The 24,207-nt window shown below is 63.1% G+C and carries 26 protein-coding genes; 3 read left to right on the forward strand and 23 right to left on the reverse strand.

What is annotated here, in order from left to right; all coding sequences use genetic code 11:
• Positions 1-79 precede the first annotated feature (79 nt).
• Together E5X34_RS12150 and glnA are read left to right on the forward strand one after the other, a co-directional pair.
• Positions 80-418: a P-II family nitrogen regulator gene (locus tag E5X34_RS12150; RefSeq protein WP_018428041.1), complete on the forward strand. Its 339-nt coding sequence runs from the start codon at positions 80-82 to the stop codon at positions 416-418.
• 61 nt (positions 419-479) lie between these two features.
• Positions 480-1,889 (forward strand): type I glutamate--ammonia ligase, encoded by a 1,410-nt coding sequence (glnA, locus tag E5X34_RS12155; protein ID WP_292564633.1) that lies wholly within the window; start codon positions 480-482, stop codon positions 1,887-1,889.
• 321 nt (positions 1,890-2,210) lie between these two features.
• Here the strand turns inward: glnA and E5X34_RS12160 are convergent, their stop codons facing one another.
• Positions 2,211-3,248, reverse strand: coding sequence for a glutamine synthetase beta-grasp domain-containing protein (locus E5X34_RS12160; RefSeq protein WP_042642239.1), 1,038 nt, complete (start codon positions 3,246-3,248; stop codon positions 2,211-2,213).
• A 312-nt stretch (positions 3,249-3,560) separates the two neighbouring features.
• Between E5X34_RS12160 and E5X34_RS12165 the strand changes: the two genes are divergently transcribed.
• Entirely contained in the window at positions 3,561-3,752 is a 192-nt protein-coding gene (locus tag E5X34_RS12165; RefSeq protein ID WP_292564636.1) for a DUF2735 domain-containing protein, read from the forward strand.
• 182 nt (positions 3,753-3,934) lie between these two features.
• On the opposite strand, the gene E5X34_RS12170 is transcribed toward E5X34_RS12165, so the two are convergent.
• From E5X34_RS12170 to rplF, 22 genes are all read right to left on the reverse strand, one after another.
• Positions 3,935-5,824 carry an MFS transporter gene (locus E5X34_RS12170; RefSeq protein WP_292564639.1) on the reverse strand — a complete coding sequence of 630 codons (1,890 nt, stop codon included), beginning with the start codon at positions 5,822-5,824 and terminating at the stop codon, positions 3,935-3,937.
• Between the two features lie 149 nt (positions 5,825-5,973).
• Positions 5,974-6,795, reverse strand: a complete 822-nt coding sequence (locus tag E5X34_RS12175; RefSeq protein ID WP_292564641.1) for an ATP12 family chaperone protein — start codon at positions 6,793-6,795, stop codon at positions 5,974-5,976.
• Between the two features lie 10 nt (positions 6,796-6,805).
• A complete protein-coding gene (locus tag E5X34_RS12180) occupies positions 6,806-7,681 on the reverse strand; it encodes a DMT family transporter (RefSeq protein ID WP_292564676.1) in 876 nt (291 codons plus the stop codon).
• A gap of 43 nt (positions 7,682-7,724) precedes the next feature.
• Positions 7,725-8,705 (reverse strand): RluA family pseudouridine synthase, encoded by a 981-nt coding sequence (locus E5X34_RS12185; protein ID WP_112129151.1) that lies wholly within the window; start codon positions 8,703-8,705, stop codon positions 7,725-7,727.
• A gap of 123 nt (positions 8,706-8,828) precedes the next feature.
• Complete coding sequence (locus E5X34_RS12190) at positions 8,829-9,194, reverse strand: DUF779 domain-containing protein (RefSeq protein WP_292564643.1); 366 nt, start codon at positions 9,192-9,194, stop codon at positions 8,829-8,831.
• Between the two features lie 70 nt (positions 9,195-9,264).
• Entirely contained in the window at positions 9,265-10,782 is a 1,518-nt protein-coding gene (gene adh, locus E5X34_RS12195) for an aldehyde dehydrogenase (protein WP_292564646.1), read from the reverse strand.
• Positions 10,783-10,924: 142 nt separating this feature from the next.
• On the reverse strand, positions 10,925-11,893 hold the full coding sequence (locus E5X34_RS12200; protein ID WP_292564648.1) for a helix-turn-helix domain-containing protein: 969 nt from the start codon (positions 11,891-11,893) through the stop codon (positions 10,925-10,927).
• 170 nt (positions 11,894-12,063) lie between these two features.
• Positions 12,064-12,891 (reverse strand): aspartyl/asparaginyl beta-hydroxylase domain-containing protein, encoded by an 828-nt coding sequence (locus E5X34_RS12205; RefSeq protein WP_292564650.1) that lies wholly within the window; start codon positions 12,889-12,891, stop codon positions 12,064-12,066.
• Between the two features lie 149 nt (positions 12,892-13,040).
• On the reverse strand, positions 13,041-13,622 hold the full coding sequence (locus tag E5X34_RS12210) for a DUF930 domain-containing protein (RefSeq protein ID WP_292564653.1): 582 nt from the start codon (positions 13,620-13,622) through the stop codon (positions 13,041-13,043).
• Between the two features lie 94 nt (positions 13,623-13,716).
• Positions 13,717-15,027, reverse strand: a complete 1,311-nt coding sequence (locus E5X34_RS12215; RefSeq protein ID WP_292564656.1) for a replication-associated recombination protein A — start codon at positions 15,025-15,027, stop codon at positions 13,717-13,719.
• Between the two features lie 124 nt (positions 15,028-15,151).
• A complete protein-coding gene (locus E5X34_RS12220) occupies positions 15,152-16,639 on the reverse strand; it encodes a DegQ family serine endoprotease (RefSeq protein WP_292564658.1) in 1,488 nt (495 codons plus the stop codon).
• Positions 16,640-16,831: 192 nt separating this feature from the next.
• Positions 16,832-17,263, reverse strand: coding sequence for a 50S ribosomal protein L17 (gene rplQ / locus E5X34_RS12225; RefSeq protein WP_292564659.1), 432 nt, complete (start codon positions 17,261-17,263; stop codon positions 16,832-16,834).
• Between the two features lie 104 nt (positions 17,264-17,367).
• A complete protein-coding gene (locus E5X34_RS12230; protein ID WP_040994640.1) occupies positions 17,368-18,378 on the reverse strand; it encodes a DNA-directed RNA polymerase subunit alpha in 1,011 nt (336 codons plus the stop codon).
• Positions 18,379-18,475: 97 nt separating this feature from the next.
• A complete protein-coding gene (gene rpsK / locus E5X34_RS12235; RefSeq protein ID WP_006205444.1) occupies positions 18,476-18,865 on the reverse strand; it encodes a 30S ribosomal protein S11 in 390 nt (129 codons plus the stop codon).
• A gap of 139 nt (positions 18,866-19,004) precedes the next feature.
• Complete coding sequence (gene rpsM / locus E5X34_RS12240) at positions 19,005-19,373, reverse strand: 30S ribosomal protein S13 (protein ID WP_027170351.1); 369 nt, start codon at positions 19,371-19,373, stop codon at positions 19,005-19,007.
• 206 nt (positions 19,374-19,579) lie between these two features.
• Positions 19,580-20,170 carry an adenylate kinase gene (locus E5X34_RS12245; RefSeq protein WP_292317431.1) on the reverse strand — a complete coding sequence of 197 codons (591 nt, stop codon included), beginning with the start codon at positions 20,168-20,170 and terminating at the stop codon, positions 19,580-19,582.
• Positions 20,167-21,507: a preprotein translocase subunit SecY gene (gene secY / locus E5X34_RS12250; protein ID WP_126061028.1), complete on the reverse strand. Its 1,341-nt coding sequence runs from the start codon at positions 21,505-21,507 to the stop codon at positions 20,167-20,169. The genes E5X34_RS12245 and secY overlap by 4 nt, the downstream gene beginning before the upstream one ends.
• Before the next feature lie 257 nt (positions 21,508-21,764).
• Entirely contained in the window at positions 21,765-22,238 is a 474-nt protein-coding gene (rplO, locus tag E5X34_RS12255; protein ID WP_042642210.1) for a 50S ribosomal protein L15, read from the reverse strand.
• Positions 22,239-22,260: 22 nt separating this feature from the next.
• Positions 22,261-22,458: a 50S ribosomal protein L30 gene (rpmD, locus tag E5X34_RS12260; RefSeq protein WP_027170355.1), complete on the reverse strand. Its 198-nt coding sequence runs from the start codon at positions 22,456-22,458 to the stop codon at positions 22,261-22,263.
• A 25-nt stretch (positions 22,459-22,483) separates the two neighbouring features.
• Positions 22,484-23,053: a 30S ribosomal protein S5 gene (gene rpsE / locus E5X34_RS12265; protein ID WP_027046810.1), complete on the reverse strand. Its 570-nt coding sequence runs from the start codon at positions 23,051-23,053 to the stop codon at positions 22,484-22,486.
• Between the two features lie 74 nt (positions 23,054-23,127).
• A complete protein-coding gene (gene rplR / locus E5X34_RS12270; RefSeq protein WP_042642205.1) occupies positions 23,128-23,490 on the reverse strand; it encodes a 50S ribosomal protein L18 in 363 nt (120 codons plus the stop codon).
• 138 nt (positions 23,491-23,628) lie between these two features.
• A complete protein-coding gene (gene rplF, locus E5X34_RS12275) occupies positions 23,629-24,162 on the reverse strand; it encodes a 50S ribosomal protein L6 (protein ID WP_292564661.1) in 534 nt (177 codons plus the stop codon).
• Between the last annotated feature and the right edge of the window lie 45 nt (positions 24,163-24,207).

Genomic DNA, 24,207 nt, shown 5'->3' on the forward strand with positions numbered 1-24,207 from the left:
GATTGGCACGGTTCGTGCTAGATGGAGGCGCAAGCGGGGTACACAACCCGTCTTCTTGGCAGTGGAGGCCATTTTTTACATGAAAAAGATCGAAGCGATCATCAAGCCATTCAAGCTGGACGAAGTGAAGGAAGCGCTTCAAGAGGCCGGACTGCAAGGCATCACCGTCACCGAGGCCAAGGGTTTCGGCCGTCAGAAGGGGCATACCGAGCTTTATCGCGGTGCCGAATATGTTGTCGACTTCCTGCCCAAGGTGAAGATCGAGGTGGTGCTCGGCGACGAAGCCGTTGAAGGCGCCATCGAGGCCATCCGGAAAGCGGCGCAAACGGGCCGTATCGGCGATGGAAAAATCTTCGTTTCCAACATAGAGGAAGTCGTGCGCATCCGTACCGGCGAGACCGGGATCGACGCCATCTAACGTCCCCCATCTTTCTGCAACGTCATCATCAAAAACACGTCATCACACAGGGATACATGACATGACGACAGCCAAAGACATCATGAAGCAGATCAAGGACAACGACGTGAAATTCGTCGACCTCCGCTTCACCGATCCACGCGGCAAGCTGCAGCATGTTACGATGGATGTCGTCGAGGTCGAGGAAGACATGTTCGCCGATGGCGTCATGTTCGACGGCTCCTCGATCGCCGGCTGGAAGGCAATCAACGAGTCCGACATGGTGCTGATGCCCGACACGGATACCGTCCACATGGATCCGTTCTTCGCGCAGTCGACCATGGTCATCCTGTGCGACATCCTCGATCCGATCTCCGGCGAGGCCTACAACCGCGACCCGCGCGGCACGGCCAAGAAGGCCGAAGCCTACATGAAGTCGGAAGGCATCGGCGACACCATCTATGTCGGCCCCGAAGCCGAGTTCTTCGTCTTCGACGACGTGAAGTACAAGGCAGACCCCTACAACACCGGATTCCGTCTGGACTCCACCGAATTGCCGTCCAACGACGACACCGACTACGAGACCGGCAATCTCGGCCACCGTCCGCGCATCAAGGGCGGCTACTTCCCCGTGCCGCCGATCGACTCCGCCCAGGATATGCGCTCCGAAATGCTGACCGTGCTGGCCGAGATGGGCGTGCGCGTCGAGAAGCACCACCACGAAGTCGCCGCCGCCCAGCATGAGCTCGGCATCAAGTTCGACACGTTGGTGCGCAACGCCGACAAGATGCTGATCTACAAGTATGTCGTGCACCAGGTCGCCAATGCCTACGGCAAGACGGCCACCTTCATGCCGAAGCCGGTGTTCGGAGATAACGGCTCGGGCATGCATGTGCACCAGTCGATCTGGAAGGGCGGCAAGCCGACCTTCGCCGGCAACGAATATGCCGGCCTCTCCGAAACCTGTCTCTTTTACATCGGCGGCATCATCAAGCACGCCAAGGCGATCAACGCCTTCACCAACCCGCTCACCAACTCCTACAAGCGTCTGGTGCCGGGCTATGAAGCGCCGGTGCTGCTCGCCTATTCGGCGCGCAACCGCTCGGCTTCCTGCCGCATTCCGTTCGGCTCCTCGCCGAAGTCGAAGCGCGTCGAGGTCCGCTTCCCCGATCCGGGCGCGAACCCCTATCTCGGTTTCGCCGCCATGCTGATGGCCGGCCTCGACGGCATCAAGAACAAGATCCATCCGGGACAGCCGATGGACAAGGACCTCTACGACCTGCCGCCGAAGGAATTGAAGAAGATCCCGACCGTCTGCGGCTCGCTGCGCGAGGCGTTGCAGAACCTCGACAAGGATCGCGGATTCCTGAAGGCCGGCGGCGTCTTCGACGACGATCAGATCGATGCGTATATCGAACTCAAGATGGCCGAGGTGATGCGCTTCGAAATGACCCCGCATCCGGTCGAGTACGACATGTACTACTCGGTCTGACGACCGAACTTCTCGGCATCGGCGACTAAGACGGACCCCGGCGTTTCGCCGGGGTTTTAGCATGGGCAGTCCATCGGAGGGCTGTCGCCTTTCCGCAAACCCATCGGAGCCATGCAGGATCCGGCCAGTCCGCCGCTGCAGAAGCAGCAGTCATGCCAAAGTGGTCGCGGCGCTCAATCGCGTGGCGTTGCTGCCGCTGACGGCGGCGGGAGGCAAAACATTGCCGCGGGTCGTTTGCATGTAAAAAAAGCCCCGGCGAAGAACGCCAGGGCTTTCGACAATTGAAACTTACGAGGCGCGGGCGAGCCCGCGCCGCGATGATCAGGCGGCGGCCGAAACGGCGTCGGTCGAAACCTGCGAGATCGTCTTCAGGATCTGCGAAGCGATCTGGTAGGGGTCGCCCTGCGAGTTCGGGCGACGGTCTTCCAGATAGCCCTTATAGTCGTTCTTGACGAAGGAATGCGGCACGCGGATCGAAGCGCCGCGGTCGGCGACGCCGTAGCTGAACTTGTTCCACGGCGCGGTCTCGTGCTTGCCGGTCAGGCGCTTATCGTTGTCCGGACCGTAGACGGCGATGTGGTCCATCAGGTTCTTGTCGAACTGCGCCATCAGCGCCTCGAAATAGGCCTTGCCGCCGACTTCGCGCATATAGGCGGTCGAGAAGTTGGCGTGCATGCCCGAGCCGTTCCAGTCGGTGTCGCCGAGCGGCTTGCAGTGGAACTCGATGTCGATGCCGTATTTCTCGGTCAGGCGCAGGAGCAGGTAGCGCGCCATCCACATCTGGTCGGCGGCCTTCTTGGAGCCCTTGCCGAAGATCTGGAATTCCCACTGGCCCTTCGCCACTTCGGCGTTGATGCCTTCATGGTTGATGCCGGCGGCGAGGCAGAGGTCGAGATGCTCCTCGACGATCGTGCGCGCGACATCGCCGACATTCTTGTAGCCGACGCCGGTGTAGTATGGGCCCTGCGGCGCCGGGTAGCCGCTCTCGGGGAAGCCGAGCGGACGGCCATCCTTATAGAAGAAATACTCCTGCTCGAAGCCGAACCAGGCGCCCTCGTCGTCGAGGATGGTGGCGCGCTTGTTGGAGACATGCGGGGTGACGCCATCGGGCATCATGACTTCGCACATGACCAGCACGCCATTGGTGCGGGCCGGATCCGGATAAACGGCGACGGGCTTCAGCACGCAGTCGGAGCTGTGGCCCTCGGCCTGGTTGGTGGACGAGCCATCGAAGCCCCACAGCGGCAGCTGCTCGAGCGTCGGGAACTCGGCAAACTCCTTGATCTGGGTCTTGCCGCGCAGGCTGGGGGTCGGGACATATCCGTCGAGCCAGATATACTCGAGCTTGTATTTGGTCATTCCAGTGCCTCTCGTTGCTAGGACGCCACCATGGCGGCATCGATGCATGGCCGGATCGAGCCGGCCTGCCGATGGTTAAAAAGCAATTCGTATGCCACTCCGCCGTCGGCGGGTGCGGCAAAATAGTCGCGGCAACACGTGGATTTTGCTCAGCCGCCTCAATAATGTGCTCGGATCGCTCAATCGAGATTTCTGCATAAATAATTGGCAAATAATGATCTTTTTGTAGGCATATTGCCTAAACGAATCGCAGAACCTATCTTGCTGTCTAAGTTGAATCGACAGGTCCCTAGACAAGCAAGGAGGTTGCCAATGCAAGTCATGCAACCGCGTCCATCGGCAAAAATCCTGATGTTCCCGCTGGCAGGGCGCAAGTCTGCCTCAAATTTAGGCGCTAAGGCGAAATTCGCGGCAGAGCTTGCGACGCTTCGCGGCCAGTACGCCGACTTTGACGGCTGGTATCACGAAGCAGCCGTCGAGGAAGAAAATCAGCGCAAGAGCTGATCGCCCTTAAAGCGCGTCGCGCTGAAACGGATTCAAGCGACGCGCTTTAAGTCTTTGTTTTGATGCATGTCGTTGTCCCAGAACCGCTACGCACTTCTGAGCGACATGCATTAGGTTTTATGGACGAAAAAGCCCGGCGCGATCGTTCGCGCCGGGCTTTCTTGTCGAGCAGATGACCGAGGTCAGTCCTTGGCGTGCAAGTCGGTGCCGAGCGTATCCCTGACGAAGATCATGCCGATGATCAGCGACATCGCCGCGATGATCACCGGGTACCAGAGGCCGTAGTAGATATCGCCCTTGTAGGCGCTGAGCGCGAACACGGTCGCGGGCAGCAGGCCGCCGAACCAACCGTTGCCGATATGGTAAGGCAACGACATGCCGGTGTAGCGGATGCGGGTCGGGAACATCTCGACCAGGATCGCGGCGATCGGCCCATAGACCATGGTCACAAACAGCACCAGGATGAACAGGATGCCGATCGTCATCGGCCAGTTGATGGCCGCCGGATCGGCGAACATGGCGAACGCGCCGCCGCCCGGTATGGTGTAGACCGTGACTTCCGTCGCGCCGGCCGCCTCATCCTTGGTCAGGATCTTGTCGGCGATCGCCTGTTCGGCCGGAACCGTGGCTTTCTCGCCGCCACGGATCGTGGCCGCATCGAGCTTCAGTTCGGGATTGGCCGCGATGAAGGCGTCGAGCTTCTGGTCCGCCACCTTGGCCGCAGCGCGCTTCAGCGGATAGCCGCCGTCCTTCAGCGCCATGTTAACCGCCTTCTGGAAGACCCCCTCCTTGGCCTTGGCCTGATCGCCGGCAGCAACGGCATCATAAGAATCCACCGTCTCGTTGCCGATCTTGACCGTGGCCGCAGTTCCAGGCGCGGCCGTCGTGACAACGTCGTATGGCACTGAGTTCTTGGTCAGGAACGAGGTCGCGATATCGCAGGATGTCGTGAACTTCGCCGTGCCGACCGGGTTGAACTGGAACCTGCAGTCGCCGGGTGCTGCGGTCACCGTCGCGCGGGTGTTCTGCTGGGCGGTGGCCAGAGCCGGGTTGGCGGCCGAGGTCAACGCCTTGAACAGCGGGAAGGTGCAGACGATGCCCAAGGCCAGTCCGGCCATGATGATCGGCTTGCGGCCGATCTTGTCGGACAGCCAGCCGAACACGACGAAGAAGATCGAGCCGATGGCAAGCGCTATGGCGATCATGATGTTGACCGACTGCGCGTCGACCTTCAGCACGTTGGTGAGGAAGAAGAGGGCGTAGAACTGGCCATTGTACCAGATCACGGCCTGGCCGGCGGTGAGGCCGAGCAGCGCCAGAAGGGCGATCTTGGCATTTTTCCACTGGCCGAAAGCCTCCGTCAGCGGCGCCTTGGAGCCCTTGCCCTCGTCCTTCATACGCTGGAAGGTGGGCGATTCCGACAGCGACAGCCGAATCCAGACCGAAACGGCGAGCAGCAGGAAGGAAACGATGAAGGGAATGCGCCAGCCCCAGCTTGCATAGGTTTCCTTGCTGAGCGAGGCCTGCACGATCAGAATGACGATGAGCGACAGGAACAGGCCGAGCGTAGCGGTCGTCTGGATCCATGACGTGTAGTAGCCACGGCGATCGTCGGGCGCATGCTCGGCGACATAGGTTGCCGCACCGCCATATTCGCCCCCGAGCGCCAGGCCCTGCAGCATGCGCAGCCCGATCAGGATCACCGGCGCCGCGATGCCCCAGCTCGCATAGCCGGGCAGCAGGCCGACCAGGAAGGTCGACAGGCCCATGATCGTCATAGTGACTAGGAATGTGTATTTGCGGCCGACCAAATCGCCGATCCGCCCGAACACCAGCGCCCCGAACGGACGCACGAGGAAGCCGGCGGCAAAGGCCAGCAGCGCGAAGATGTTGCGCGTCGCCTCCGGAATCGCCGGACTGAAGAAGGTCGAGCCGATGAAGGCTGCCAGCGAGCCGTAAAGATAGAAATCATACCATTCGAAAACGGTGCCGAGCGATGAGGCGAAGATGACTTTCTTCTCCTCTCGCGTCATGCCGCGGCTGGTTCCGCCGGCGGCCGATGCCATTGCCATTTGCATATCCTCCCGTGAGATCCCGTCTGTCCTCGACAGCTGCGCGCCGCACTCCTCCGAACGCGGACTCGAAAACGCAGCCAACGAAGCAAAAAATGACAGAAATGACGGCCGAAAGGCACCGCGACGATGGGATTATGACTTTGGTATTAGGTGCGTTGCGGGAGCGGCGCATCGCTCAGCCTTTGCAGTGCCTCGAGCAGGCTGACCGCCGCCATCATGTCGCGTTTGCGGGCCGAGCGGCGCGCGACAGCCTCCGCGTCCTGGCCCCAGTGCTCGATCTGCCAGTCCTCGTCGACATGGGCCGCTGCCCAAGCTTCCTCGGCGTCCAGCTCGCCGAAATCCACGGCCAGCGCCAGCAGCGCCGAACCGGTCAGCGCCGTCATGACATGGATGGCGGCCAGCCGCATCGGCTCCGAGCGTTGGCCAAGATGCGCGCCGAGGATCGAGATCGCTTCGCGCGGTTGCTCGACATGGATGATGCCTTCGGCAAGGTTGAAGCGCGCGCCGAGGCTGCTGCGCGCCCAGTCCAGCACCGGATCCCACAGCTTGTTCTGGCGATCGACCAAGCCTTGCGGACCGTCGGCGCGGTAGCAAAGCAGATCGGACGAGGCGAAGCGCAGCACATCCTCCAGCACCGCCTGCGGGTCCGAGGCGACGCCGTCGATGGCGGTGTTGACGAGGCGCATGACCGGCATCGTCACGGGGTCGATCACTTCGTCCTGTGCGCTGAATTCGCCCGCCACAAGTGCTGCGGCCTTTTCGGTCGGCAGCACCATCACGGCTTTGCCCGGCGTGCGCACCGGACGGCCGTCGAGATGAACGGCAAAGCCGTTTTCCACCGGGACAACCGAAACCGCCTTGTAGAAGCGCTTCGGCAGCGGCGTCTTCATCTGGATTTGGGCGCGGCGCACGGGATCGGGATCGGAAAGCAGTTTTCCGGCTTCGAGGTCTTCGAGGATGTCGCGCATGTCAAACTTCCTAAACTGTCGGCTGCCTGCGCGCCGGCCGGTTGACGATGATGAGGCCGGCGGCGATCAGGGCCAGAGCCAGGAATATCCTGGTCGTCGGCGCTTCACCAAGGACCACCGCGCCGCACAAGACGCCGAACACCGGCGACAGGAAGGCGAAGCTCGACAGACCGGACGCGGGGTAGCGCCGCAGCAACCAGAACCACAATACATAGGTGAAGGCGACGATATAGAAAGACTGGAAGAGCAGCGCCAGCGTCGGCAAGGTTGCAACCGCGCGAATGGGCGGGCCGGCCAAGGGCATCACCAGGAAACCGACTATCGCCGCGCCGGCCAGTTGGTAGAGCAGAAGTTTCTCGGCGCTGGTCGCGACAAGTTTCGAGCGCTTGATGACGATGCTGGTCGCCGCCCACAGGACGCCGGAACCCAGGCTGAGCAGATCGCCCGGAAGGGTCGTGTCGGTGCCGGCGACAATGCCGTCCGAGAACACGGCCACCAGGCCGCAGAAGGCGAGAACAAGCCCGCCGAGCTTGCGCGCGTTGATGTGCTCGCCGAGCAGGAAATGACCGCCGATCAGCACCCAGAACGGCATGGTGTTGACCAGCAGCGTGTTGCGGGCGACGGTGGTGTATTCAAGCCCGATATAGAGGCACAGGAACTCGACGCCGAAAAGCACGCCGACGACGATGCCGGCGGCCAGCGTCCCATCCGCTTCGAACAGCTTGATACCGCGCAGCCGGCACCAGGCAAGCACGCAGGCTCCCCCGATGAGCGACCGTGCGATCGAGACGAAGACGGGGTCGTAGCCTGCGTAGGAAATCTTGGCGGCGACGTAGTTCAGTCCCCACGAGAAGGTCAGCCCGACCATGATGGCCGCGGCCGCCATGTCGACCGCGTCGCGGCGATCCAGTGCGGGCGCAACGGTCAATCTAGTCCTCCGCGCTCTGTTCGTCGAAGCCGAGCAGGTTCCAGCTCTGGCGCATATGCGGCGGCATCGGCGCCGTCACATCGATGACGCCCTGGTCCGGATGCGGGATGACGATGCGGCGGGCGTGCAGATGCAGGCGGTTCTGGATGCCCCCCGGGAATTCCCAGTTGGTATCGGCCTCGAAATATTTCGGGTCGCCGATGATCGGGCAGCCGATATGGGCTGCGTGGACGCGCAACTGATGCGTTCGGCCGGTATAGGGCTCCATCTCCAGCCAGGAAAGCGACTGAGCCGCCTGCTCGACGACGCGATAGTAGGACACGGCATGGTCGGCGCCCTTCTCGCCATGCTTGGCGACACGCACGCGGTCGCCGTCCGGCGTTGCCTCCTTGACCAGCCAGGTCGAGATCTTGTCCTCGCGCTTCGGCGGCACGCCCTTGACCAGCGCCCAGTAGGTCTTCTTGGTCTCGCGCGCCCGGAATGCTTCCGAGAGCTTCATCGCGGCAAGACGCGTGCGGGCAACCACCAGCACGCCGGACGTGTCGCGGTCGAGGCGGTGGACAAGCCGCGGCTTCTCGCCCTTCTGGTTGCGCCAGGCTTCCAGCATGTCGTCGACATTGCGGGTGACGCCCGAGCCGCCCTGCACCGCCAGGCCGGCCGGCTTGTTGAAGACGAAGACCTTCGGGTCCTCGTGCAGAAGCATCTTGGCGAGCACGTCGGCATCGCCCTGGTTGCGGATCGAGTGGCCGGTAAGCGGCGCATCGCCTTTCTTGTCGATGTCGAGCGGCGGGATACGCACCGTCTGGCCTGGCTCGACGCGCGTGTCTGCCTTCGCCCGGCCACCGTCGATGCGGATCTGACCCGAGCGCAACAGCTTCTGCAGGTGGCCAAAGCCGAGGCCCGGATAATGGACCTTGAACCAGCGGTCGAGCCGCATGCCCGCCTCGCCGGCCTCCACCGTGATCTGTTCTACACCTGCCATGGATACGCTTTTCCGTTTGAAAGCGGCGCCATAGCACTAAGGCAAACAGGTTGCGAGCCAAAGACCCAACAAAGCCGGACGATTACCCCAATCGCGACGCTGATGACGGGCTGGTCCGTTCGCTCAGTCGGCGGAGGATGGCGGCGATAACGCGCAAACCGTCGAGCGCGTCAGGAAGCGCTTCTCGCGGCCATTGTCGAGCGAGAACATGCCGCCCCTGCCCTTCACCACGTCGATGATCAGGTCGGTGTGCTTCCAAACTTCATACTGCGAGGCGCTGATATAGACCGGCGTGTCACCGATCTCGCCGAGCATCACGTCATTGTCGCCGATCATGAACTCGCCGCGCGCATAGCACATTGGCGAGGATCCGTCGCAGCAGCCGCCGGACTGGTGAAAGAGCACCGGCCCGTGGTCGGCAATGATCTCGGCCAGCAGCGCCTTGGCCGCCGCCGTGGCCGAGACTTTGCCCAATGAAGCCCTGTCCATGGCAATCCTCCTATGTCGAAGGGAGGGCGCCGTTCTTGGCGCCCTCCCTTCCCCCTTCGCTCTGGGAGGATCAGAAGAAGCCGAGCTTCTTCGGGCTGTAGCTGACCAGCATGTTCTTGGTCTGCTGGTAGTGGTCGAGCATCATCTTGTGCGTCTCGCGGCCGATGCCGGACTGCTTGTAGCCGCCGAAGGCGGCATGCGCCGGATAGGCGTGATAGCAGTTGGTCCAGACGCGGCCTGCCTGGATGGCGCGGCCGAAGCGGTAGCAGCGGTTCGCGTCGCGGCTCCAGATACCGGCGCCGAGGCCATAGAGCGTGTCGTTGGCGATCGACAGCGCCTCGTCATCGTCCTTGAAGGTCGTCACCGACACCACCGGCCCGAAGATTTCTTCCTGGAAGATGCGCATCTTGTTGTGACCCTTGAAGACCGTCGGTTTCACGTAATAGCCGCCGGCCAGGTCGCCCGGCAGGTGGTTCTGCTCGCCGCCGGTCAGCACCTGGGCTCCCTCCTGGCGACCGATATCGAAGTAGGAGAGGATCTTTTCCAGCTGCTCGCTCGAAGCCTGTGCGCCGATCATGGTGGCCGGATCGAGCGGATCGCCCTGCACGATCGCCTCGACGCGCTTCAGCGCGCGCTCCATGAACTTGTCGTAGATCTTCTCATGCACCAGCGCGCGGCTCGGGCACGTGCAGACCTCGCCTTGGTTGAGCGCGAACATGACGAAGCCCTCGATCGCCTTGTCGAAGAAGTCGTCATCCTCGGCAACCACGTCCTGGAAGAAGATGTTGGGCGACTTGCCGCCGAGTTCCAGCGTTACCGGGATGAGGTTCTGCGAAGCATACTGCATGATCAGGCGGCCGGTCGTCGTCTCGCCGGTGAAGGCGATCTTGGCGATGCGGTTCGACGATGCCAGCGGCTTGCCGGCCTCGAGGCCGAAGCCGTTGACGATGTTGAGCACGCCTTCCGGCAAAAGGTCGCCGATAAGGTCGGCCCACAGCATGATGGTGGCAGGCGTCTGCTCGGCCGGCTTCAGCACCACGCAATTGCCGGCGGCGAGCGCGGGAGCGAGCTTCCAGCAGGCCATCAGCAACGGGAAGTTCCAAGGGATGATCTGGCCGACGACACCCAGCGGCTCATGGAAATGATAGGCGACCGTGTCGTGGTCGATCTCGGAAAGGCTGCCCTCCTGGCTGCGAAGGACGCCGGCGAAATAGCGGAAGTGGTCGATGGCCAGAGGCAGGTCCGCCGCCGTCGTCTCGCGGATCGGCTTGCCGTTGTCCCACGTCTCGGCGAGCGCCAGCAGGTCGAGATTGTCTTCCATGCGGTCCGCAATGCGATTGAGGATCAAGGCGCGGGCCGCCGGGCTGGTCTTGCCCCAGGCGTCCTTCGCCTTGTGCGCGGCGTCGAGCGCGGCTTCGACGTCCTGCGCGTCTGACCTTGCGATCTCGCAAAGCGGCCGGCCGGTCACCGGCGAGATGTTTTCGAAGTATTTTCCGGCATGCGGGGCGACCCAGCGGCCGCCGATGAAGTTGTCATAGCGCTTGGCGAAGGGGACCTTGGCCGCGCGTGAGAACTCAACCTTGTTCATTGTCTGCCTCCCAGCAAAACGGCGTCACGGAATGTGGCGCGTCGCTGGAGACACTTGCGGATGCTCTTCAGTGTGTCATCCCCAGGAGAACGGATCGTGGCTGCCGAGTGTCGCAGAACTGCGACAGGTCAGGCTGCGCAAATCAATGCGGGCGGCGGATGCTGAAACGGGCGAGCTTGCGATGCAGCGTCGCGCGCGAAATGCCGAGGCTCTGTGCCGCTGCCGAGACATTGCCGCCGGTGCGCGCCATCGCACGCTGCAGCACGCTGCGTTCGGCATCGTCGAGATCTTCGCGGGCCCTGGCCGTATCCCCAAGGATGTCTGCGGCAAGCAGGCCCCTGGCCAGGCCTTCCGACGTTATGCCAAGAGCAAGCCGCGCCGAGCGTGTCGCGCCGATCACAAGGTCGTCGGCGTCGACGGCGATCAATGCGCCGGCGCTGCGCTCGGCAACCGGTGCAAGCAGGATGCGGGCATTGGAATAGACCATACGGAAATTCTCGGCCTCGATACGGCGCGCGGCATCGCCCACCGCGACCGAGATAAGCTGGACGAAGCCTTCCGTGAGGTCGGAGCGGCAGGACGATACGTCGAGCGCGGCTGCCAAATTGCCTTCATGGTCAAAGACGGGAGCCGTGGTGCAGCTCATCAGCGTGTTGCGCGAAAAGAAATGCTGGTCGCGATGGATGGTGAGCGGCCGCTGATCGGCAAGACAAGTGCCGATGCCGTTGGTGCCTTCACTGTCTTCGCTCCAGACCGTGCCGGTCCACAGGCCCCATTCGTCGAAGGTCTCGTCGTCGGCAACCGCGCCCCGGCGCTCGACCGGGATGCCGTCGCGGTCGGCCAGCATCACGCAGCAGCCGACCCCGCCGACCGCCTGATAGAGCCGGTTGAGGCTTGTCTCGGCCGCGCGGATCATCCGTTCCATGCGCTGCCGTGCCTGCCGCAATTCGGCTTCGGTCAGCCGCCTTGGCGCCTTGCGCTCGGCCGGATCGAGGTGATGCAGTTGAAGGGAACGCCGCCACGAGGCGACCAACGCCGAATGGGCCGCATCGCTTCTGGCGATCGAAGCCTGGACGAAATCCGCATGACCGGCTGCTTGCCGCCCGCTCAAACCTATCCTCCCAGCGAGCGGACCTCCTTCCGCCCGTCGTTATATCCTTGTGGATATATCCGATGGAAGAGTTGTAACGGTTGCAGCGTATCGGCGCTATAGGACGTTGGTTTAAGAGCATCGAGGCCCGGCCGAGCACGCCGAGCCAGGAGATTGAAGAGGCGCCAGAATCAGTTGGCGGCCGCCTTCGGCTTGGACGAGCCGATCATCTTCCAGTTCTTGTAGAAGACCGAATTGATGCGCTCCACGCTGACCGAGACGATGGCGAGAAGGCCCGCGATCAGTTTTGGGAACGGAGACGGCCTGATGATGTCGACGAAGACGCAGTAGCGGCGGCCGTCATATTCGTTGACCGAGCGGTGGAACAGCGTGTCGTCGAAGATGAACAGAGGGTTGTCGTACCAGTAGTTCTTCTTGCTGCCGCACTGGACGAAGATCTCCGCCTGCACCGGGATCAGATTGTAGAGGATGCGCAGGCTGAGGCGGAGCGGACCGAAATGCCAGGACGTGGATTCGCGCTTGCTGAAAACGGATACGGCGATCGTCTTGATGTATTTGTAGTCCTTGTTGAATTCGGGAACGTTGTCGATCTTGTGCTTGCCGTACCACTGATAGACATACATGCCGCGCCGGCCGGCGCCGAAATTGGCGTCGATGTCGGCGATGATCTCGTCCTTGCGGGCCTTGAAGACACCCAGGACCTCGTTGATCTCGCGCTGATAGTCTTCAGGGAATTGTTCGGGCTTCCAGACGCCGGGGTTGCGGTAGCAGAGAAGGTCGACAATCAGGTTGAACGGCGACAGTAGCCAGGTGAACAGGCCGTTGCCGAGGAAATAGCGCTCGAACAGGTTTCGGTTCTTTTGATCGTTGCGCATGACGTCGATCAGGCCGCAGACGACCCAGATCGTAGTCAGAATCGGGATGAAGTAGAAGGCGAGCGCGAGAACCACGACCGCGATGGCAGCCTTGCGGAGCGACTTGACGGTTTGCTTTTTCATTGTCCTACGCGCGGGAGCGCGATCCTGTTCCATGAGACAAAATCACGGCGACCCCCGCCAGCCGTGCGTCTTGATAAGATTTTTTGTTTCCCGGCACAATGCCGTCGCACGGGCCCGAGCGGTCTGTCAGCGCAAATATTTGGAGCGAGCTACTCCACTTCAGCTCCATGTCCAGCCGCCAGGCCGAGTTCATCCCATCGTTCCCTGGGAATCTGGCCGCCGACCAGGAATTCGAAGCCAACGACGCTTTCGCCGTCTCGAGCCAGTTCACAGTTGAATTTGAGCGCGTACCACTTCCCGCGGCTGCGAAAGGCGGCGCCTTTGATCGTGGTGCCTTTGACCGTCTCGTCGGCGGTCGCGTAAGGCGCGACCTGCTCCGGCTGGAATTCCGCCTTCCATTTCCTTATTTGGTCGAGCGCTTCCAGATTGCACAATTGCACCATTCGCTCCTCGGAGGCGAAGGTGGCGAGATCGGCGCGCGCCTGACGGCTGCGCGGATCGGCAAGCGTCTTGCCGGACAGCATTTCGGTGGCGCGGACCATGGCGGGCTTGGCCGGAGGCGCAGCCTGGGCTGGCGCAGGAGGGAGCGGCTGTGACGTCGGCGTCGCCTCGATTGTCGGTGCCGGCCGCGGTCGCGTCGAGGCCTGGGACTGCTGGGGCGTCAGAATGTTGACCGAGACTCGCTCTTCCTCCAGTCGCCTCAGTGACTTGGGCAGCGGCATCAACGCCATCGCGCCAGCGAGCAGCACGTGCAGCCCGACCGATGTGGGTATGCCCCATGGCGTGGCTTCGCGACCAAGCGCGCCGACCGCCGGGCGGCGCAACTCAGCCGTTCCGTTCGCTGCGCAGCTTCGCCCAGTATTCCAGCCGCTTGCGGATGTCGCGCTCGAAACCGCGTTCCGGCGGATCGTAAAAAGTGTGCCGGCCCATCTTCTCCGGAAAATAGTCCTGGCCCGAAAAGGCGTCCGGCTCGTCATGGTCGTAGCGGTAGCCGGCGCCGTAATCCTCCTGCTTCATCAGCTTGGTCGGCGCGTTGAGGATGTGCTTGGGCGGCAGCAGCGAGCCGAACTCCTTGGCGGACGCGGTCGCAGCCTTGAAGGCGGTGTAGACAGCGTTCGATTTCGGCGCGGTGGCGAGATAGACGGTGGCCTGCGCGAAGGCGAGCTCGCCCTCGGGCGAGCCTAGATAGTCATAGGCGTCCTTGGCCGCGTTGGCGACGACAAGCGCCTGCGGATCGGCGAGCCCGATATCCTCCACCGCCATGCGCACCAGCCGGCGGCCGAGATAGAGCGGATCCTCGCCGGCATCGAACATGCGGGCGAGGTAATAAAGGGCAGCATCCGGATCGGAGCCCCGTACCGATTTATGCAACGCCGAGATCAGGTTGTAATGGCCGTCCTGGCCCTTGTCGTAGATCGGCGCGCGGCGCTGGATGACGCGCTGCAGGCCCTCCGGGCCGAACACTTCGCCTTTCTTGGCGGCGCGCCAGACTTCCTCGGCCAGCGTCAGCGAGGCGCGGCCGTCGCCGTCCGCCATGCGGATCAGCATCGCGCGCGCCTCGTCGTCAAGCGGCAGCGCCCTGCCCTCGGTTTCTTCCGCCCGCGCCAGAAGCTTGGCGATGCTCTCTTCGCCCAGCGAACGGAACACCAGCACGCGCGCGCGGGATAACAACGCAGCGTTCAACTCGAAGGACGGGTTCTCCGTGGTGGCGCCGACCAGCACCACGGTGCCGTCTTCCATCACCGGAAGAAAGCCGTCCTGCTGGGCGCGGTTGAAACGATGGATCTCGTCGACGAAGAGCAGGGTCTGACGGCCGTTGGCGCGCCTGAGCTTCGCCGCCTCGAACACTTTCTTGAGGTCCGCGACGCCGGAAAACACCGCCGAGATCTGCTCGAAGGCGAGATTGGTCTCGCCAGCGAGCAATCGCGCCACCGTCGTCTTGCCGGTGCCGGGCGGACCCCAGAAGATCATCGAGCCGAGCGAACCGGAATCGATCAGCCTGGTCAGCGCCCCGTCGGGACCGGTCAGATGCTCCTGGCCGACGACCTCGCCGAGGTTTTTTGGGCGCAGCCGGTCGGCCAGCGGCCGCCCGGGCGGCGCTTTCTCTGGCTCATCGGAACTGAACAGATCGGCCATGCAAGTCTTTTGGTTGAAACGCGATCCCGCTCATCTGAGAGCATGATCTTGTCCAAACACCGGTTCTCGCTTTTTGCCAAGCGGAGCTTCGGTTCGGGATCATGCTCTAAATGGGCAGACCGCCTCAATAACGCAACACCTGGCGCAGTATCTGCCCGCCGCGCTCGACGGTAAAGCGCCACCAGCGCGTATCCTGCTGGGCGACCTGTGCCAGCGTCGCCGCGGTGTCGATGCTGGTGCCGTTCACCTCCCGCACGATATCGCCGGGCTGGAAGCCGAAATCGGCGGCCGGCGAATCGCGGCTGATATCGATGACGGTGACGCCCTTGAGATCGGTGCGAAGGCCAAGCCGCTGGGCAAGCCTGGGCGACAGCTCCGCGACCTTGGCGCCGGCGAAGGGACTGCGGCCGCGCAAGGTGACCTCGCTGGGCTTGGCGCCTTCCGGCGCGCGCTCCAGCGGGATTTCCAGCGTCGCCTGCTGGCCCTTGCTCAGCACGACGAAGGTCGCCTTGGTGCCGATCGACAGCGTCGCCATGCGGTAGTCGAGCGCCTCGATGCTTTCGACCGGCGTGTTGTTGAGCGACAAGATGACGTCGCCCGGCTTCAGGCCGGCCTTGCCGGCGGGGCCGGAGCCCTCGACCGATGAAACCAATGCGCCGGTCGGCTTCTCCATGCCGAGCGATTCGGCGATCTGCGGCGTCACCAGTTCGAACTCGGCGCCGATATAGGGCCGCTCGAAGAAGTCGAGCCCGGCCTTGGCGGCGTCGGCAAAGGCGCGCACCATGTTCGAGGGGATGGCGAAGCCGATGCCGATCGAGCCGCCACTGCGGCTGTAGATGGCCGTGTTGATGCCGACCAGTTGGCCGCCCATGTTGATCAGGGCGCCGCCGGAATTGCCGGGATTGATGGCGGCGTCAGTCTGGATGAAATAGCCCGAATCCGAGACGCCGATATGGCTGCGGGCAAGCGCCGAGACAATGCCGCTGGTGGTCGTTTGGCCGACGCCGAACGGGTTGCCGATGGCGAGCACCAGGTCGCCGACCTCGAGAGCGTCGGAATCGCCGATCGCGATCACCGGGAACGGCTTGTCGGCTGAAATCTTGAGCACGGCAAGATCGAGCGTCTCGTCCTTGAGCATAACCTTGGAAGTGAACTCGCGCCCGTCGGCTGTCGCGACCTTCACCTCATCGGCGTCCTTGATGACATGGAAATTGGTGACGATGACGCCGCTCGGATCGACCAGCACGCCCGAGCCCAGCGAAGACTGCGCGCGCGGCTGGGCGCGGCCGAAGAATTCCTCGAAGAAGGGGTCGCCCTCGAAAGGCGACGTCACCTTGGCGGTCTGCGAGGCATAGACATTGACCACGGCAGGCGCCGTCTGCTTGACCAGCGGCGCGAATGAGAGCTGCACCTCCTCACGGCCGAACGGCACCCGCTTGTCCGGGCCGGACGTGCCATTCTCACCTTCGACGCCATGCAGCAGGTCGGTCAGCACATCGGAGAGGCCCGGATCCGCCGGCTTGGCGGCGTCCTCGGCAAAAGCCTGTCTTGCGGCCGGTGCCACGGCGAAGACGGCCAGCGCGGCAACAAGAAACAGTCGTTTGAGGCGCATTTTCGAATCCCTCCAAATCGGGCGCCATTGTCCCGACGATTGTGCAGAATGAAAGGCTAATGCACACAAATGCGACACTTGTCGCGCAAAAGCTTGACGCTGGACGTTAAATTCAGCTCGCTCGGCTCAAACCGCTCCAAATGCAAAAAGGGGCCCGAAGGCCCCTTGAAGTCATTGAGGAAAACGCAAGGCTCAGGCGGCCGCGGCTTCCTCATTGGCGCCCTCTGCCTCAAGGCGAGCGCGGTCGGCGGCGCCCTTTGCGGAGGTGTCGCGGTCGACGAATTCGATGACCGCCATGGCAGCATTGTCGCCCTTGCGGAAGCCCGCCTTCATGATGCGCAGGTAGCCGCCGTTGCGGGTGGCGTAGCGCGGAGCGAGGGTCTCGAACAGGCGCTTCACGACCGGCTCGTTGCCGATCTGAGCGATGACCTGACGACGGGCGTGCAGATCGCCGCGCTTGCCGAGCGTCACCAGCTTCTCGACGATGGGACGCAGGTCCTTCGCCTTCGGCAGGGTGGTGACGATCTGCTCGTGCTCGATCAGAGACACGGCGAGGTTGGCGAACATCGATTTGCGGTGGCTGATGCTGCGGGCGAAACGACGGCCTTTGAAACCGTGGCGCATGGCTCTTTTCCTTCTTCAGTTGTTCAAGAGGCCACGGCCTCTGATGGTTTTCCGCATGACCGTCGGATCGGGCGGCTCGCGCCGCCGATCCTTGGAATTCATGCTCAATATTGGTCTTCGTAACGTTTTGCGAGGTCTTCGATGTTTTCCGGCGGCCAGTCCGGCACTTCCATGCCGAGATGGAGGCCCATGGCCGCCAGCACTTCCTTGATCTCGTTCAGCGACTTGCGGCCGAAGTTCGGGGTGCGCAGCATCTCGGCTTCGGTTTTCTGGATCAGGTCGCCGATATAGACGATGTTGTCGTTCTTCAGGCAGTTGGCCGAACGCACCGAAAGTTCGAGCTCGTCGACCTTCTTGAGCAGCGCCGGGTTGAAGGCGAGCTCGGTGACGGCTTCGGTCGCGACTTCCTTCTGCGGCTCGTCGAAGTTGACGAACAGCGCGAGCTGGTCCTGCAGGATGCGGGCGGCGAAAGCGACCGCGTCCTCGCCCGAGATCGAGCCGTTGGTCTCGATGGTCATGGTCAGCTTGTCATAGTCGAGCACCTGGCCCTCTCGGGTGTTCTCGACCTTGTAGGAGACCTTCTTGACCGGCGAATAGAGCGAGTCGACCGGGATCAGGCCGATCGGCGCGTCCTCGGCGCGGTTGCGCTCGGCCGGCACATAGCCCTTGCCGGTGTCGACGGTGAACTCCATGCGGATCTCGGCGCCCTCGTCCAGCGTGCAGATGACGTGGTCGGGGTTGAGGATCTCGACGTCGCCGACCGTCTGGATGTCGCCGGCGAGCACCGCGCCCGGGCCCTGCTTGCGCACGACCATGCGCTTGGGACCATCGCCTTCCATGCGGATGGCGATTTCCTTGATGTTGAGCACGATGTCGGTCACGTCCTCGCGCACGCCGGCGATGGACGAGAATTCATGCAGCACGCCGTCGATCTGCACGGCGGTGACGGCCGCGCCGCGCAGCGAAGACAGAAGCACGCGCCGCAGCGCGTTGCCCAGCGTCAGGCCAAAGCCGCGTTCGAGCGGCTCGGCCACCAGCGTGGTCAGCGTCTTCTTCTTCGACGAGAACTCGATCTTGTTCGGCTTGATCAGTTCCTGCCAGTTTTTCTGGATCATAAATGTCTTCCTTCCTTTGCCCCGCCACCATCCAATCGTGGCGGGCGACACGGAAAACCGCGGAGGAACGCCGTGGCGCTCGCGCGGCGCTTAAAAATCAGACGCGGCGCTTCTTGCGCGGACGGCAGCCATTGTGCGGGATCGGCGTCACGTCGCGGATCGAGGTGATGGTGAAGCCGGCCGCCTGAAGCGCGCGAAGGGCCGATTCACGGCCGGAGCCGGGTCCGCAGACCTCGACCTCGAGCATGCGCATGCCGTGTTCCTGGGCCTTCTTGGCGACGTCCTCGGCAGCCATCTGGGCGGCGAACGGGGTCGACTTGCGCGAACCCTTGAACCCTTGCGCGCCGGCCGACGACCAGGCAATCGAATTGCCCTGCGCGTCGGTGATGGTGATCATGGTGTTGTTGAAGGTCGAATTGACGTGGGCAACGCCCGACGAGATGTTCTTGCGTTCGCGACGGCGAACACGAGCGGCTTCCTTGGCCATGGTAGTCCTTTCAGTTGATCTCTACACCGCCGTAATGCCAGCGGCTCCACCTTGGGAAGGCAGTAGGGGAATAGGGCAGTAAGGGACTAGGAAAACGCGATCCCTATTGCCTTACTGCCCTACTCCCTTACTCCCCTAATTACTTCTTCTTGCCGGCGATTGCCTTGGCCGGGCCCTTGCGGGTGCGCGCATTGGTGTGCGTGCGCTGGCCGCGGACGGGCAGCGAGCGGCGGTGACGCAGGCCGCGGTAGCAGCCGAGGTCCATGAGCCGCTTGATGTTCATCGAGACTTCGCGGCGCAGGTCGCCTTCGACCTGGTAGTCGCGGTCGATCGTCTCGCGGATCTGCAGCACTTCCGCGTCGGTCAGCTGGTTGACGCGGCGGTCCGCCGGGATGCCGACCTTGTCGACGATCTCCTGGGCAAACTTCTTGCCGATGCCGTGAATGTACTGAAGCGCAATGACGACGCGCTTGTTGGTCGGAATGTTGACGCCGGCTATACGAGCCATGTTCTTCTCTTTCTCCATGTAGGCCGGACGAGCCGGCGTTCAAGTTATCCCGCGTCCGGTGGAGGCCGGCCCTTGCGGGAGTTTCCTGGTTCAAAGCGGATGCCTTGCCCGCAAGGGCAAGCAAAGTCCATGCCTGATAGGAAGACGGGCCGCCATACCCCAACGGCCCGTTCCCGTCAAGCGCAATCTTCAATTGTCGGCGCGAGCTACTTCGCCGCGGCCGCGAGCACCTTGCCGATCTCGTCGGTCACGGCATCGATGCTCGCCATTCCGTCGACGGTCTTGAGCTTGCCTTTGGCGTAGTAATAGCCGGTCAGCGGCGCCGTCTTCTTGTAATATTCGCGCAGGCGTTCCTCAAACACCGCCGGGTTGTCGTCCTTGCGAACCGGCTGGCCGGCGGCCTTGGCATCCTCGGCGCGCTTGACGATTCGCCCGACCAGCGCCTTGTCGTCGACGACAAGCTCGATGACGGTGTCGAGCGCGATGCCGCGCTCGGCAAGCATGGCCTCGACCGCATCGGCTTGGACCAGCGTACGCGGATAGCCGTCGAGGATGAAACCCCTGGCGCAGTCCGGCTGATCGATGCGCTCGGCGACGATGGCGTTGACGATCGCGTCGGAGACCAGTTCGCCGGCATCCATCACCGCCTTGGCGCGCTTGCCGACTTCGGTTCCGGCCTGGACGGCGGCACGCAGCATGTCCCCCGTCGAGAGCTGGGGGATGCCGTGTTGTTCTACCAGTCTTTGTGCTTGCGTCCCCTTGCCCGCCCCTGGCGGCCCAAGCAATATCAACCTCATCTGCTCCTCTTCCCCCCGCGCAACTTCGACTTCTTGATCAGGCCCTCATACTGGTGCGCGATCAGGTGACCCTGAATCTGCGCCACCGTGTCGAGCGTGACACTGACCACGATCAGAAGCGATGTGCCACCGAGGTAGAAAGGTACGCCAGTCGCCGAAATCAGGAATTCCGGCAGCAGACAGACCAGCACCAGGTAGATGGCGCCGATGACGGTGATACGCGTCAGAACATAGTCGATATATTCGGCCGTGCGCTCGCCCGGACGATAGCCTGGGATGAAGCCGGAATGCTTCTTGAGCTGGTCGGCCGTGTCCTTCGGGTTGAAGACGATCGCCGTGTAGAAGAAGGCGAAGAAGACGATCATGCCCGCATAGAAGATCATGTAGAGCGGCTGGCCGTGGCCGAGCGAGGCGAGGATCGTGCTTGCCCAGGCCGGCAGGTTGGTCGCCTGCGAGAAGCCCGCGACGGTTGCCGGCAAAAGCAGCAGCGAGGACGCGAAGATCGGCGGGATGACGCCCGAGGTGTTGAGCTTCAGCGGCAGATGCGAGGTGTCGCCCTGGAACATGCGGTTGCCGACCTGGCGCTTCGGATACTGGATGAGCAGTCGGCGCTGCGCGCGCTCGAAGAAGACGATGAGCGCGATGACGATGATGGCCAACACGATGATCGCGAGGATGAGGCCCGTCGACAGCGCGCCGGTGCGGCCGAGCTCCAAGGTGCCGGAGATCGCCCGCGGCAGGCCGGCGACGATGCCGGAGAAGATGATCAGCGAAATGCCGTTGCCGATGCCGCGCGCCGTGATCTGCTCGCCCAACCACATCAGGAACATGGTGCCGCCGACCAGCGTGACGACGGTCGAGATGCGGAAGAACATGCCGGGATCGTTGACGATGCCGTTGCCGCCTTCGAGACCGATCGAAATGCCGTAGGCCTGGATCAGCGCCAAGAGCACGGTGCCGTAGCGCGTGTACTGGTTGATGATCTTGCGGCCCTGCTCGCCTTCCTTCTTCAGCGCTTCCAGCGACGGGATGACCGAGGTCATCAGCTGCATGATGATGGAGGCGGAGATGTAGGGCATGATGCCCAGCGCGAAGATCGCCATGCGCTGCACGGCGCCGCCGGCGAACATGTTGAACATGCCGAGCACGCCCTTGCTCTGCGAGGAGAAGGCCTGGGCGAAAGCGTCGGGATTGATGCCGGGAAGCGGGATGTAGGTGCCGAGGCGGTAGACGAGCAGCGCGCCGATGGTGAACCAGATGCGCTTCTTGAGGTCCTCGGCCTTGGCGAAGGCCGCGAAATTCAGATTGGAGGCTAGTTGTTCAGCAGCCGAAGCCATGCCTGATTCTCCGCTAGAGCATGATGCCGAAAAGTGTGGAGCGGTTTTCGGACAACATCCTGCTCTACTTCATTGATTTCCGTGTCACGCTCGACGCCCCCAGCTCAGGCGGCGCGTGTCACCGAAGCTCACGAGATAAGCTCCGGACCTTAAACATGCAAGCGGCCGCGTTGACGCGGCCGCCCAATTCATCTGGTCAAAGCGCGGTTCGAGGGAAAATGCGAAGTCATCCCGGTCGGCCGCGCTTCAAATCGCCGTTACTCGGCGGCGGCCGCTTCCGGCAGCTTCACCGAACCGCCGGCCTTCTCGATCTTCTCGATCGCGGCCTTGGAAGCGCCGGCGACGTCGAAGGAGAGCTTGGCCTTGAGCTCGCCATCGGACAACACGCGCACGCCGTCCTTGGCGCGGCGGATGACGCCGGCGGCAACCAGGGCCTCGGCCGTCACGGCCGCCTTGGCGTCGAGCTTCTTGGCGTCGACCGCCGCCTGGATCTTGGCCAGCGACACGACCGCGAAGCTCTTGCCGAACAGGTTGTTGAAGCCGCGCTTCGGCAGGCGCCGGTAGAGCGGCATCTGGCCACCCTCGAAGCCGTTGATGGCAACGCCCGAACGGGCCTTTTGGCCCTTGACGCCGCGACCGGCGGTCTTGCCCGAGCCGGAGCCGATGCCGCGACCGAGGCGCTTCCTGGAATGCGTGGCGCCGTCCTTGTCACGCAGATCGTTGAGTTTCATCATTCTTCTCCTGCGCTTCCGTTCAGGCCTCGTCCACGACGCGGACGAGGTGCTGGACGGCGGCGATCATGCCGCGCACGGAAGGAGTATCTTCCAGCGTGCGCCGCTTGTGCATCTTGTTCAGGCCGAGGCCGACCAGCGTCGCGCGCTGCTCCTTCGGCCGGCGGATCGGGGAGCCGATCTGCTCGACGGTGATGGTCTTGGTAGCTTTCTTGGCCATGGTCGAAATCCCTGGTCAGCGTCGACTATTCTTCAGCCGCAACGGCGGTGCCGCGGCGGGCCTGAAGGGTCGAATACTTGATGCCGCGCGCGGCAGCCACATCCTTCGGATGCATCTGGCTCTTCAGCGCGTCGAAGGTGGCGCGAACCATGTTGTAGGGGTTCGACGAACCCATCGACTTGGCGACCACGTCATGCATGCCGAGCGTCTCGAAGACGGCGCGCATCGGGCCGCCGGCGATGATGCCGGTACCCTGCTTGGCTGCGCGCAGCAGAACGCGTCCGGCGCCCCAACGGCCCTCGACGTCGTGATGCAGCGTGCGGCCCGAACGCAGCGGCACGAAGATCATGTCGCGCTTGGCCGATTCGGTCGCCTTGCGGATGGCTTCCGGCACTTCGCGCGCCTTGCCGTGGCCGAAGCCCACGCGGCCCTTCTGGTCGCCGACGACGACGAGAGCGGCAAAGCCGAAACGACGGCCACCCTTCACCACCTTGGCGACGCGGTTGATGTGGACGAGCTTGTCCACCATGCCGTCGTCACGCTCTTCGCGTTCACGCTCGCGGCCGCGGCCGCCTTCTCTACGTTCCTGTGCCATATCCTAGTCCTTGTTCTTTTCCGGAAGCACGGGTTGCTGTTTGCCGATGCCGCTTTGGGTCATCAGCGGCGAAATTAGAAGCTGAGGCCGCCTTCGCGGGCAGCTTCGGCCAGCGCCTTGACGCGGCCGTGATAGATGTACGGGCCGCGGTCGAAGACGACTTCCTTGACGCCGGCCTTCGAAGCGCGCTCGGCGATCAGCTTGCCGACCGCAGCGGCGGCGGCGGTGTCGGCGCCGGTCTTGAGCGAACCCTTGAGGTCCTTCTCGAGCGTCGAGGCGGCAGCCAGCGTGTGGCCGTTGGCATCGTCGATGACCTGGACGTAGATGTTCTTCGAGGTGCGGTGCACCGAAAGCCGCGGACGCGCGCCGGCGACCTTCTTCAACTGGCGGCGGACGCGCTGCGCGCGGCGCTGGATGGTTTCCTTGGGGCTTGCCATAATGTCAGTTCCTTGCCTTCAGAAAACGGGGGCAACCCTGTGCGGTAGGCCAGGCCTCCCGCGGCCGCTCCCCGCGGCGTTACACTTCTCAAGCCTGGCCCCTTCCGAAAAGTCCGCGACTTTCCGGGGCCAAGCCTATTACTTCTTCTTGCCTTCCTTGCGCACGATGCGCTCGTCGGCATAGCGCACGCCCTTGCCCTTGTAGGGCTCAGGACCGCGATATTCGCGGATCTCGGCGGCGACCTGGCCGACCTGCTGCTTGTCGATGCCCGAGACCGTGATCTCGGTCGGCTTCGGCACTGTGATGGTGATGCCCTGAGGCGTCTCGTAGACCACATCGTGGCTGAAGCCGAGCGCCAGTTGCAGGTTCTTGCCCTGCAACACGGCGCGATAGCCGACGCCGGTGATCTCGAGCTTCTTCTCGAAGCCGTCCTTCACGCCCTGCAGGATGTTGACGATCTGCGTGCGCGACATGCCCCACTTGGAGCGTGCGGTCTTGGTCTGGTCGCGCGGCTCGACGGAGATCTCGTTGTTCTCCATCTTGACCAGCACTTCGTCGTTGACCACGAACTTCAGCTCGCCCTTCGGGCCCTTCGCCGTCACGGTCTGGCCGTTGACGGATGCGGTCACGCCCTGCGGCAGCGAAACGGGTTTCTTTCCGATACGAGACATTTTGTTGTCCTCGTCACTTCTTTCGTTTCAGGTTCCAGTTCCCGG

Source organism: Mesorhizobium sp., from assembly GCF_004963255.1.
Classification (GTDB): domain Bacteria; phylum Pseudomonadota; class Alphaproteobacteria; order Rhizobiales; family Rhizobiaceae; genus Mesorhizobium.

Bases quoted from the DNA above. Each gene is read 5' to 3' on its own strand.
- rplO (WP_042642210.1), bottom strand. From the start codon at position 22,238: ATGAAACTCAACGATCTGCGTGACAAGGACGGCGCCACGCATTCCAGG.
- rplR (WP_042642205.1), bottom strand. From the start codon at position 23,490: ATGGCAAGCCCCAAGGAAACCATCCAGCGCCGCGCGCAGCGCGTCCGC.
- E5X34_RS12185 (WP_112129151.1), bottom strand. From the start codon at position 8,705: ATGGCAGGTGTAGAACAGATCACGGTGGAGGCCGGCGAGGCGGGCATG.
- E5X34_RS12220 (WP_292564658.1), bottom strand. From the start codon at position 16,639: ATGCGCCTCAAACGACTGTTTCTTGTTGCCGCGCTGGCCGTCTTCGCC.
- E5X34_RS12215 (WP_292564656.1), bottom strand. From the start codon at position 15,027: ATGGCCGATCTGTTCAGTTCCGATGAGCCAGAGAAAGCGCCGCCCGGG.
- rpsE (WP_027046810.1), bottom strand. From the start codon at position 23,053: ATGGCACAGGAACGTAGAGAAGGCGGCCGCGGCCGCGAGCGTGAACGC.
- E5X34_RS12170 (WP_292564639.1), bottom strand. From the start codon at position 5,824: ATGGCAATGGCATCGGCCGCCGGCGGAACCAGCCGCGGCATGACGCGA.
- E5X34_RS12180 (WP_292564676.1), bottom strand. From the start codon at position 7,681: ATGGCGGCCGCGGCCATCATGGTCGGGCTGACCTTCTCGTGGGGACTG.
- E5X34_RS12210 (WP_292564653.1), bottom strand. From the start codon at position 13,622: ATGGCGTTGATGCCGCTGCCCAAGTCACTGAGGCGACTGGAGGAAGAG.
- E5X34_RS12245 (WP_292317431.1), bottom strand. From the start codon at position 20,170: ATGAGGTTGATATTGCTTGGGCCGCCAGGGGCGGGCAAGGGGACGCAA.
- E5X34_RS12205 (WP_292564650.1), bottom strand. From the start codon at position 12,891: ATGAAAAAGCAAACCGTCAAGTCGCTCCGCAAGGCTGCCATCGCGGTC.
- E5X34_RS12160 (WP_042642239.1), bottom strand. From the start codon at position 3,248: ATGACCAAATACAAGCTCGAGTATATCTGGCTCGACGGATATGTCCCG.
- E5X34_RS12230 (WP_040994640.1), bottom strand. From the start codon at position 18,378: ATGATCCAGAAAAACTGGCAGGAACTGATCAAGCCGAACAAGATCGAG.
- rpsM (WP_027170351.1), bottom strand. From the start codon at position 19,373: ATGGCTCGTATAGCCGGCGTCAACATTCCGACCAACAAGCGCGTCGTC.
- E5X34_RS12190 (WP_292564643.1), bottom strand. From the start codon at position 9,194: ATGGACAGGGCTTCATTGGGCAAAGTCTCGGCCACGGCGGCGGCCAAG.
- E5X34_RS12175 (WP_292564641.1), bottom strand. From the start codon at position 6,795: ATGCGCGACATCCTCGAAGACCTCGAAGCCGGAAAACTGCTTTCCGAT.
- adh (WP_292564646.1), bottom strand. From the start codon at position 10,782: ATGAACAAGGTTGAGTTCTCACGCGCGGCCAAGGTCCCCTTCGCCAAG.
- secY (WP_126061028.1), bottom strand. From the start codon at position 21,507: ATGGCTTCGGCTGCTGAACAACTAGCCTCCAATCTGAATTTCGCGGCC.
- rplQ (WP_292564659.1), bottom strand. From the start codon at position 17,263: ATGCGCCACGGTTTCAAAGGCCGTCGTTTCGCCCGCAGCATCAGCCAC.
- glnA (WP_292564633.1), top strand. From the start codon at position 480: ATGACGACAGCCAAAGACATCATGAAGCAGATCAAGGACAACGACGTG.
- E5X34_RS12150 (WP_018428041.1), top strand. From the start codon at position 80: ATGAAAAAGATCGAAGCGATCATCAAGCCATTCAAGCTGGACGAAGTG.
- rplF (WP_292564661.1), bottom strand. From the start codon at position 24,162: ATGTCTCGTATCGGAAAGAAACCCGTTTCGCTGCCGCAGGGCGTGACC.
- rpmD (WP_027170355.1), bottom strand. From the start codon at position 22,458: ATGGCCAAGAAAGCTACCAAGACCATCACCGTCGAGCAGATCGGCTCC.
- rpsK (WP_006205444.1), bottom strand. From the start codon at position 18,865: ATGGCCAAGGAAGCCGCTCGTGTTCGCCGTCGCGAACGCAAGAACATC.
- E5X34_RS12165 (WP_292564636.1), top strand. From the start codon at position 3,561: ATGCAAGTCATGCAACCGCGTCCATCGGCAAAAATCCTGATGTTCCCG.